Origin of the sequence: Marinobacter sp. UBA2498, assembly GCF_002341575.1 — a bacterium.
GTDB classification, from domain to species: Bacteria; Pseudomonadota; Gammaproteobacteria; order Pseudomonadales; family Oleiphilaceae; genus Marinobacter; species Marinobacter manganoxydans.
In genome coordinates this window covers 983-8,721 of record NZ_DDOI01000094.1, presented here as the reverse complement: position 1 = coordinate 8,721, position 7,739 = coordinate 983, and the positions used below count along the sequence as shown (strand labels likewise).

Annotated in this window: 10 protein-coding genes; 8 read left to right on the top strand and 2 right to left on the bottom strand. The window is 59.1% G+C overall.

Features of this window, described 5'->3' with window-relative positions:
• Positions 1-544: alpha/beta hydrolase (locus B2W52_RS13205; RefSeq protein ID WP_286803488.1), on the bottom strand; the 544-nt coding region annotated here is incomplete at its 3' end.
• A gap of 106 nt (positions 545-650) precedes the next feature.
• On the opposite strand from B2W52_RS13205, the gene B2W52_RS13200 reads away from it, so the two are divergent.
• The 8 genes from B2W52_RS13200 to B2W52_RS13165 all read left to right on the top strand — a co-directional run bounded on the left by B2W52_RS13200 (position 651) and on the right by B2W52_RS13165 (position 6,852).
• A complete protein-coding gene (locus B2W52_RS13200; protein ID WP_286803487.1) occupies positions 651-977 on the top strand; it encodes a putative signal transducing protein in 327 nt (108 codons plus the stop codon).
• 66 nt (positions 978-1,043) lie between these two features.
• Positions 1,044-1,736, top strand: a complete 693-nt coding sequence (locus tag B2W52_RS13195; RefSeq protein ID WP_286803485.1) for an SDR family oxidoreductase — start codon at positions 1,044-1,046, stop codon at positions 1,734-1,736.
• Positions 1,737-1,766: 30 nt separating this feature from the next.
• Positions 1,767-2,525: an SDR family oxidoreductase gene (locus B2W52_RS13190; protein WP_286803484.1), complete on the top strand. Its 759-nt coding sequence runs from the start codon at positions 1,767-1,769 to the stop codon at positions 2,523-2,525.
• A 4-nt stretch (positions 2,526-2,529) separates the two neighbouring features.
• Entirely contained in the window at positions 2,530-3,072 is a 543-nt protein-coding gene (thpR, locus tag B2W52_RS13185; RefSeq protein ID WP_286803482.1) for an RNA 2',3'-cyclic phosphodiesterase, read from the top strand.
• 72 nt (positions 3,073-3,144) lie between these two features.
• Positions 3,145-4,713 carry a bifunctional GNAT family N-acetyltransferase/carbon-nitrogen hydrolase family protein gene (locus B2W52_RS13180; RefSeq protein ID WP_286803481.1) on the top strand — a complete coding sequence of 523 codons (1,569 nt, stop codon included), beginning with the start codon at positions 3,145-3,147 and terminating at the stop codon, positions 4,711-4,713.
• A gap of 23 nt (positions 4,714-4,736) precedes the next feature.
• Positions 4,737-6,257, top strand: coding sequence for an intermembrane phospholipid transport YdbH family protein (locus B2W52_RS13175; RefSeq protein ID WP_273071228.1), 1,521 nt, complete (start codon positions 4,737-4,739; stop codon positions 6,255-6,257).
• 38 nt (positions 6,258-6,295) lie between these two features.
• Entirely contained in the window at positions 6,296-6,478 is a 183-nt protein-coding gene (locus B2W52_RS13170) for a YnbE family lipoprotein (protein ID WP_014576371.1), read from the top strand.
• 29 nt (positions 6,479-6,507) lie between these two features.
• Positions 6,508-6,852, top strand: a complete 345-nt coding sequence (locus B2W52_RS13165; RefSeq protein WP_273071230.1) for a YdbL family probable chaperone protein — start codon at positions 6,508-6,510, stop codon at positions 6,850-6,852.
• A gap of 27 nt (positions 6,853-6,879) precedes the next feature.
• On the opposite strand, the gene rluF is transcribed toward B2W52_RS13165, so the two are convergent.
• A partial coding sequence (gene rluF, locus B2W52_RS13160) for a 23S rRNA pseudouridine(2604) synthase RluF (protein ID WP_286803479.1) occupies positions 6,880-7,739 on the bottom strand: 860 nt, incomplete at its 5' end.

Genomic DNA, 7,739 nt, shown 5'->3' with positions numbered 1-7,739 from the left:
CCATGAAATCTACCGGCTCGGCACCGTCGGGCCCGTGTTTCAGCAGCCATTTATAAGCCTCGCGACAATCCCGGACACCGTCCATAAACCGGTTCTCCGGCATTAAACGGTAGTCCAGTGCGAACACTGCGGCTCTGGTTATCTGCGATAAACGGTCGGTAATGGCCCGATGGCTTCTGGGGCTGCCAGCGGCCCAGGCGCCACCATGAATGTACAGGATGCGGCGGCGGGTATCACATCCCGGGGCGAGAACCCATTCGCCACGGGGTGACTCGCAATGGCGCAGCTCCGAGGCCAGTTCAATGCCTTCACTCAGCCCGTCCATGTGTTTTCGGAGCGCCATCAGCCGCGCCTTGCCGCGCAGGCCTTTTGAAGATTGCCCAAGCTCGCGGATGCGTCCCAGCACCTCCCGGTTGGCTTCGCTGGGTGTTGCGTCTTTGATCGGGTAATCATCCCGGTCCAGATGAGACAGATCCTCAAGCCGGAACAGAAGCAGGGTTGCGGCAACGATGAACACGATGATGGCGAGAATAATCCAGAGCATGGTCGATCCGTATGTTATTGGCCCCACCGGGCAGGTCGAACTATCCTTCAAATGATACTCGCAGATTTGTCCCGGTTCTGCCCGGAACGGTCACAGAAGGAGTCGCGTGTTGCAAATAGCCTATCGGGCCAGAGACATAACCGAAGCCCACATTGTGGCTGGTCTGTTGGAAGCCAACGGTATTGAGGCCCATGTCGGAGGCCATTACCTTCAGGGTGCCATGGGTGATATTGGTGCCGCGGGCTTCAGCAACGTGCATGTCGATGATGAGGATCTCTACCGGGCGCGGCAACTGGTGTCCGAGTATGAGCAGACGTCAGGCAGCAGTCCCAGCCGGGCTGCCAGCGATCAAGAGGACCGCCCCGACCACTACGCCCGCTGGTTTCTGTTGGCCCTGGCCATCGTCGCTCTCATCCTGCTGCAGATCTACTGACTGATCGGTCTGGGGTCACCGGGCGTAGCCCTACCCACACTTCCCAAGCAACAGGAGAAAAAGCTTATGACAGATCAACCTGTAATGCTGATTACCGGCGCGTCGTCAGGCATCGGCGCGGAAACAGCGCGAGCGGCCGCGAAACAGGGCTATCGGCTGGTTCTGGCCGCGCGCTCTGAAGACAAACTCAAAGGCCTGCAGCAGGAGCTGGGTGGCGAGGAAAAGGTGTTGACGGTCCAGTGCGACGTCCAGAGCGGTGATGACCAGAAAAACATGGTCGACCAGGCCCTGAAAACCTTTGGCCGCATTGATGCGGTGTTTGCCAACGCCGGCCGCGGTGGTGAGCCGGGTGGATTCAGCGGTGCTGACCCGGACGTCTGGAAGGATATGATCCTCACCAATATCTACGGTGTGGGCCTGACCCTCCAGCATTGCATGCCGGCGCTCAAAGAGAGCAAGGGCCACTTGCTGTTAACCGGCTCTGCGGCAGGCCGTGCCACCATTCCCGGTTCCATGTACAGTGCGACCAAGTGGGCGGTAACCGCCATTGGCTATGGTGTTCGTGAGGAGCTTCGAGGCTCTGGTATCCGCGTTACCCTGATCGAACCGGGCATGGTGGACACGCCCTTCTTTGATGAACGTCCTGGCCATGCATTGAAGCCGGAGGACATTGCCAATGCGGTCATGTATGCCGTGGCTCAGCCGGCACATGTCGATGTAAATGAAATTCTTGTCCGGCCCACTCCCAAGGTTGAGTAACCGGTAGGGGCGGTCGTAACGGAGGTTGTTTTGAGTCAAACCGATCGCGTCGCATTGGTAACCGGCGGCGCTAAAGGCATTGGCCGGGGCATTGTGCTTCACCTGGCCGCTGCTGGCTGGAAGGTGGCGTTCTGTGACACCGACAGTGCCGTCGGTGAGCGGTTGGCCGCCGGTGCAGATCATGAACTGCACTTTCTGCCCGGCGATGTGGCTTCGGAAACCGATGTGGAGCGCATCGTTGCCGAAGCCCTTCGCTGGGGCGGCCGTCTGGACGCCGTTATCAATAATGCCGGAATCGCCAACCCCGAGACGGGGCCGATTGAGGAGCTGAGCCTGGATCAGTGGCAGCGCCGCCTGGACGTGAACCTGACCGGGCCGTTCCTGGTCACCAAGCATGCGGTGCCGCACCTTCGAAAAACGAAAGGCGCTATCGTTAACATGGCCTCCACAAGGGCGCTTCAGTCCGAGCCGGACACCGAGGCATACGCCGCTACAAAGGGTGGCATTGTGGCACTCACTCATGCCCTTGCTGTGAGCCTGGGGCCCGATGTCCGCGTTAACTGCATCAGTCCCGGCTGGATCGATACCCGGGCCTGGCAGGGCGGCGCAGAGCCGGTTGAACCGCTTTCCGAAAACGACCACCTGCAGCACCCGGCGGGCAGGGTAGGGCAACCTGGGGATATTGCCTCCCTGGTGGCCTACCTCATTTCGCCGGAGGCCTCGTTTATCACTGGCCAGAATTTTGTGGCCGATGGCGGCATGGTGCGCAAGATGATCTACGAGGAATAGAGCGTTGCCACGGCTTTTTTTCGGGCTGGAGCTTCCGGCTGAAATCAAGGCCCGGTTGTTGAAGGTCAGATCACCGGTGACAGGCGCCAGATGGCAGAGTGCTGAGCAATTGCACATCACCCTCCTGTTTCTGGGGAAGGTGAGCGGGGAAGGTCTCGAAGCCGTAGCCAGTTCAGCCCGTGAGATAGATTCGGAATCCTTCCCGCTTGAGGTTGCCGGCGTTGGTTGTTTCGGACAGCCCGAAAGGCCGAAGAATCTATGGGCCGGGGTTCAGCCGGTGGCACCGGTGGCTGCGCTGCACCAGACTCTCGGGCGGCGACTGGAGAATCTGGGCTTTGTGGCTGAACGTCGGGCATTTCGCCCGCACATTACGCTGGCCCGTTTCAAACGCCAGCCGGGTTCTGTTGAACCGTTGTTGGTTGAATATGGTGACTATGGATTCGGCCAGTTCCGGGTGACTGAATTTGTGCTTTTCGAAAGCAAGCCTGGCCCGGCCGGTTCCGTGTATTCAGTGGTCGATCGCTTCTCCCTGCGCAACGCCGGATAGCCGATTTGTCTTGACGAATCCCTGTCGTCCCACCAAAGATGAGGGGAAATCAACGCCTTTCCTGAGGTGTCTATGTGCCCCCCGTTTTCCGATCCTGATCAGCGTCTGTACGTCCGCAATGCCACGCTTGCAGATATCCCAGGCGTCATCCAGCTCAGTCGCCGGGTTTATGAAGGCACGGGCATGTACGGCTATACCAAGGGGCCGTTGACCGGGCAGATCAATACCTTTCCCGACGGCCAGTTTGTTGCCATGCTCGGAGACACCGTGGTCGGCTACTGCGCCACGTTCCGGATCGCGGAAGAGATTGCACTCGCTGCCCACGACTGGACCTCCATCACCGGTAACGGTTATGCCTCGCGGCATGACCCGGAGGGGGACTGGTTGTACGGGATGGAAGTCTGTGTTGATCCGGAATGCCGGGGTTACCGCATTGGGGAGCGGCTCTACAACGAGCGCAAGCAGTTATGCCAGGCCCTGAACCTGCAGGGAGTGGTGTTTGCCGGCCGTTTGCCGAGCCTGCGCCAGCGCCTGAAGAAGTTCACGAGCGTCGAGGAATATGTGGAGGCCATTCGAAGCAAGGAACAGAAGGATCCGGTGCTTTCCTTCCAGCTTCATCAGGGCTTCGAAGTGCACGGAATTATTCCGCATTATCTCGATGCCGACCACGATTCCATGGGCTATGGTATTCATCTGGTCTGGCGTAACCCGAAAGTACCCCAGTCGGAGAACAACGGCCGTCGGAAGCGCTACGGTCAACGAATGCGCGATACCGTTCGCATAGGCACGGTTCAGTACCAGCAACGCCCGGTGGGATCGTTCGACGAATTCAGCGAGATTGTCCGCTATTTTGTCGATGTTGTTTCCACCTACAAGGGCGACTTTGTGGTGTTCCCCGAGCTGTTCACCCTGCAACTGCTTTCCATCGAAGCCCGCAAGGGCAGCCCCGCCGAGACCTTTGCCGCAGTCACCCACTACGCAGAGCGTTATCGTGAACTGATGCGGGATCTGGCTCTGCGCCACAACATCAATATTGTCGCCGGCTCAACGCCAGTCCGTGAGGAAGACGGCACCATCCGGAACATGGCGTACGTGTTTCTCAGGGATGGCCAGGTGTTCAGCCAGCCCAAGATCCATCCGACGCCCAACGAGGCGTTCTGGTGGAACGTTCAGGGCGGCAACCGGGTCAGCGCCATCGAGACGGACTGCGGCACCATCGGTGTGCTGATCTGCTACGACGCGGAGTTCCCGGAATTGACCCGCCACCTGGTGGACCAGGGGGTGCATATCATCTTTGTGCCTTTCTGTACCGATGAGCGGCAGAGCTACCTGCGGGTTCGCTATTGTTGCCAGGCCAGAGCTGTAGAGAATCAGGTTTACGTGGTGATGTCCGGCAACGTCGGCAACCTGCCGAACGTACCGAATATGGAAATCCAGTACGGCCAGAGCTGCATCTTGACGCCCTGCGACTTTCCCTTCGCCAGGGATGGCATCGCCGCTGACACCGAGCCCAACGTGGAGACGGTTGCCTTTGCGGATCTGCGCCCGGAAGTACTGATCACTGCCCGCAACAGTGGTACCGTTAAAAACCTTCAGGACCGCCGGCACGATCTGTACAGCGTGTCCTGGCGTGGTGAGTAAACCGAGCCGACAGGAGCGTCGTTTTGCCCAGTAGAGGGTCTGTAAAGCCTGAACGCATCGGCCGCGGGCTTCTTTGGGCCGGTGGTATGGCTCTGGTGGCCTGGCCCCTGGCGGTTGCAGGCTGGTCCTTTGCCATTGAACAGAGCTCGGTGGGTATGGCATTGCCGGATATACGGTCCGGCGGATGGGAAGTAACGGGCAGCCGTGCAGATGTCCGGCCTTCTGTGACCGCCAACGGTGATGGCGCAACCATCGATTTTGCCCCTTCGTCTCTTGTTCTGACGGATCATCTCACGTTTGTCGGTGCAGACCAGCCGCTGACGCTCAACAACCTGCGCACGGATCTCAGCAATACAACGGTAACCCTGGACTATGGCGCAAATGGCCCCTGGGCGCAGCGCATTTCCATTGATGGCGACATCAGGGTCGATGCCGGGGGCGTTGAGCATCCGCAATTACTGCCGCAAACGTGGAACTTCCAGGGAAGGGCAAAGGGCCGCCTGGCAGATCTCAGGGTGCAGGGCACCTTGGCTTCCGAGTCCGGCTTTACGGCTGATCTCGATATCCAGCTCAATCCCGAAGGCGGCGTATCCGTCGCCATCGACTCTGTTATCGACGGTAAACAGGGCGTTCAGGCCCTGGCAGAAACCCTGGTCGGATGGCCGGATCTGCTGACAGTGGATTCTGGCAATGCCCGGTTGTCGATGGAGGTTTCGACCGGCCAGGGTGGTGAACTTGCAGCCAGTGGCAGCGTTGAACTGCAGGATGTTGTCGGGGTATTTAACCGGACCGCGGTATCAGGGCTCACCGGCCAGGTGCGGGGATCGCTGGAAAATTCCCGGATTACGACCCGTTTCAGGGACATGACCGTTGGCGAGATCAATGCCGGCATTCCCGTCACCTCGGTTCTTTTTTCAGGGAATTACAGCGCGCCGGTCACGGAACTGCTGGCCGGCACTCTGGAGGTTCAGCAGGCCAGGGCCCGGTTCCTCGAAGGTACCCTGAGAGTGCCTCCTGCCAGGTACGATTTAGGCGGTGGGTCTGGCCGCATCCCTGTGGAGGTTGAGGACGTCTCCCTCAGCCGTCTGATGGCCGTGTATCCAGCCGAAGGACTGTCTGGAAGCGGGTTGCTTCGAGGGCGAGTTCCTCTGGGCATCAGTGGCGACGGGGTGCAGGTGAGTGCAGGCAGTATTTCCGCAATAGATCCTGGCGGCCGTTTGCAGTTGCCGGCGGACAAGCTCCAGGCGATGCTCGGTGGCAACCAGGCCATGGACATCGTGGTCCAGGCGTTGCAAAACTTTCACTATTCAGTCCTCAACAGCACGATAGACTACGATGAACAGGGTAAGTTGAGCCTTGGCCTTCGCCTCGAAGGTAAGAATCCGGACCTGAGGGGTGGGCAGCCGGTGGTACTCAATGTCAATCTTGAGGAAGACATTCCCGCGCTGCTCACCAGTCTGCAGTTGAGTGGCAGGGTCAATGAAGCTGTTACCAGGCGCGTCCGGAAATTGCTGCAGGAATCCGGTGAGGAGAAAGCACCATGATAAAACCCGTGCGGCCCTGGTGGCCTGAAAGGTCGCCCATGGCAAGAACACTGATGATACTGATGCTTCCTCTGGCGATGGCTGCCTGCACGCCGACAGTGCAGATGGCGGCGCCAAAGGAGCCGATTACGGTCAACCTGAACGTGAAAATCCAGCACGAAATCTACGTGAAAGTGGATAAGGAAGTGGATGACCTGTTCAGCGAACAAGGCTTGTTCTGACTGTGTCCGGAAAGTTTGAGGGGTTGAAGATGAAACGATTGATACAGATGTTTGCGCTGGTTCTGGCGTTCGGTATCAGCGCCTCCGTGCTTGCCATGGGGCTGGATGAAGCCAAACAGAAACTGGACTCGGTCAAGCAGCAGGGGCTGGTTGGAGAAACACCGACGGGTTATCTGGAAGTGGTGCGCGCCGAAGGGCAGGCGAAGGAAGTGGTGGAAGCCATTAACAGTGCCCGTCGGGATGAGTACAAGCGCATTGCCGAAAAACACAACATTCCGGTAACCCAGGTGGAGACGGTTGCAGGCAAGAAGGCGATTGAGAAGACTCCGACCGGCCAGTACGTGCAAATGGGCGGCAAGTGGGTGAAAAAGTAGCCCGGCGCGGCCAGGTGCAAGCCCCGCTTACCGTTTAACGCTCTTTTGCCTTGGCTTGCCGCCTTTTGGCCGTTTGCCCGATGCCGGCTTTTTGCCAGGTGCGGGCTTGCCTTTCGGGCCGGGGCGCCTGGCGCCACCGGGCTTACCTGGTGCGGATGCAGAGCCAGGCTTGCGATCAGGCCTTGGTTTGGCCTTCGTTCCGGGCTTCTTTTTTGCCGGCTTGCCAGCGCCGGGCGGGGCTTCGGAAGACGAATCCCGGATGGCATCGAACAGCCCGGCCAGCTCTTTCTCGCTCAGGTCCCGCCACTGGCCCACCGCAAGCCCTTTCAGGCTCACGTTCATGATCCGGATCCGTTCCAGTTTGGTAACCTCGTAGCCAAAATACTCGCACATCCGACGAATCTGGCGGTTGAGACCCTGAACCAGGGTGATCCGGAAGACAAATCGTGACTCCCGCGACACCTTGCACTTTTTCGTCATGGTTCCGAGGATCGGCACACCATTGGCCATACCCTCCACGAATTCCCGGGTGACCGGCTTGTCGACGGTAACCAGGTATTCCTTTTCGTGGTTGTTGCCCGCCCGCAGTATCTTGTTGACCAGGTCGCCGTTGCTGGTCATAAAGATGAGGCCCTGGGAGTCCTTGTCCAGGCGTCCGATCGGGAAGATGCGTTCGCTGTGACCCACAAAGCGCTGGATATTGTGTTTCTCCGCGCTGTCCGTGGTGCTGACAATCCCTACCGGCTTGTTCAGTGCAATGAACACGAGGTCTTCTTCAGCCCGTGGCTCGATCACCTGGCTGTTCACCTTGACCGTGTCACCCGGAAGCACCTGGTCGCCCACGGTTGCTCGTTTGCCGTTGATGTAGACGTTGCCTTGCTCGATAT

What these genes read in the sequence shown, in the direction of transcription:
- B2W52_RS13195 (WP_286803485.1), top strand. Translation starts at nt 1,044, where the DNA reads ATGACAGATCAACCTGTAATGCTGATTACCGGCGCGTCGTCAGGCATC.
- B2W52_RS13165 (WP_273071230.1), top strand. Translation starts at nt 6,508, where the DNA reads ATGAAACGATTGATACAGATGTTTGCGCTGGTTCTGGCGTTCGGTATC.
- B2W52_RS13180 (WP_286803481.1), top strand. Translation starts at nt 3,145, where the DNA reads ATGTGCCCCCCGTTTTCCGATCCTGATCAGCGTCTGTACGTCCGCAAT.
- B2W52_RS13170 (WP_014576371.1), top strand. Translation starts at nt 6,296, where the DNA reads ATGGCAAGAACACTGATGATACTGATGCTTCCTCTGGCGATGGCTGCC.